Source organism: Bradyrhizobium sp. SRS-191, assembly GCF_024586915.1.
GTDB lineage: Bacteria > Pseudomonadota > Alphaproteobacteria > Rhizobiales > Xanthobacteraceae > Bradyrhizobium.
This window is the reverse complement of sequence record NZ_JANBVS010000091.1, coordinates 1-530: the sequence shown is the minus strand read 5'-3', so window position 1 is coordinate 530 and position 530 is coordinate 1. Positions and strand designations below refer to the sequence as shown.

General features: G+C 66.2%; 1 protein-coding gene. It reads right to left on the bottom strand.

Annotated features, from left to right (window positions below; translation table 11 throughout):
• On the bottom strand, positions 1-530 hold a 530-nt coding region (locus tag NLR35_RS34210), incomplete at both ends, for a chemotaxis protein CheA (RefSeq protein ID WP_257170938.1).

Sequence of the window (530 nt, the reverse complement as noted above, 5' to 3'; positions counted from 1 at the left end):
GTCGATGGTGCCGCCGATCTGGTCGATGTTGGTGCGCACCACGTCCATGCCGACGCCGCGGCCCGAGACCGAGGTGACGGCGGCCGCCGTCGAGAAGCCCGGCTCGAAGATGAACTTGTGGATCTGCGCTTCGGTCATCTTCTCGAGCTCGGCCTCGGTGACGAGACCGTTCGCGACAGCCTTGGCCTTGATGCGCTCGGTGTTGAGACCGCGGCCGTTGTCGGCGATGCAGATGATGATGTGGCCGCCTTCGTGATAGGCGGAGAGACGGATCGTGCCCTGGTCCGGCTTGTTGGCCGCGGCGCGCTCGGCCATCGTCTCCAGGCCGTGATCGGCGGAGTTGCGCACCATGTGGGTGAGCGGGTCCTTGATCAGGTCGAGCACCTGGCGGTCGAGCTCGGTGTCGGCGCCGTGCATCTCGAGCTCGATCTGCTTGCCGAGTTCGGTCGCGAGGTCGCGGACGATGCGCGGCAGCTTCTGCCAGGCATTGCCGATCGGCTGCATGCGCGTCTTCATGACGCCTTCCTGCA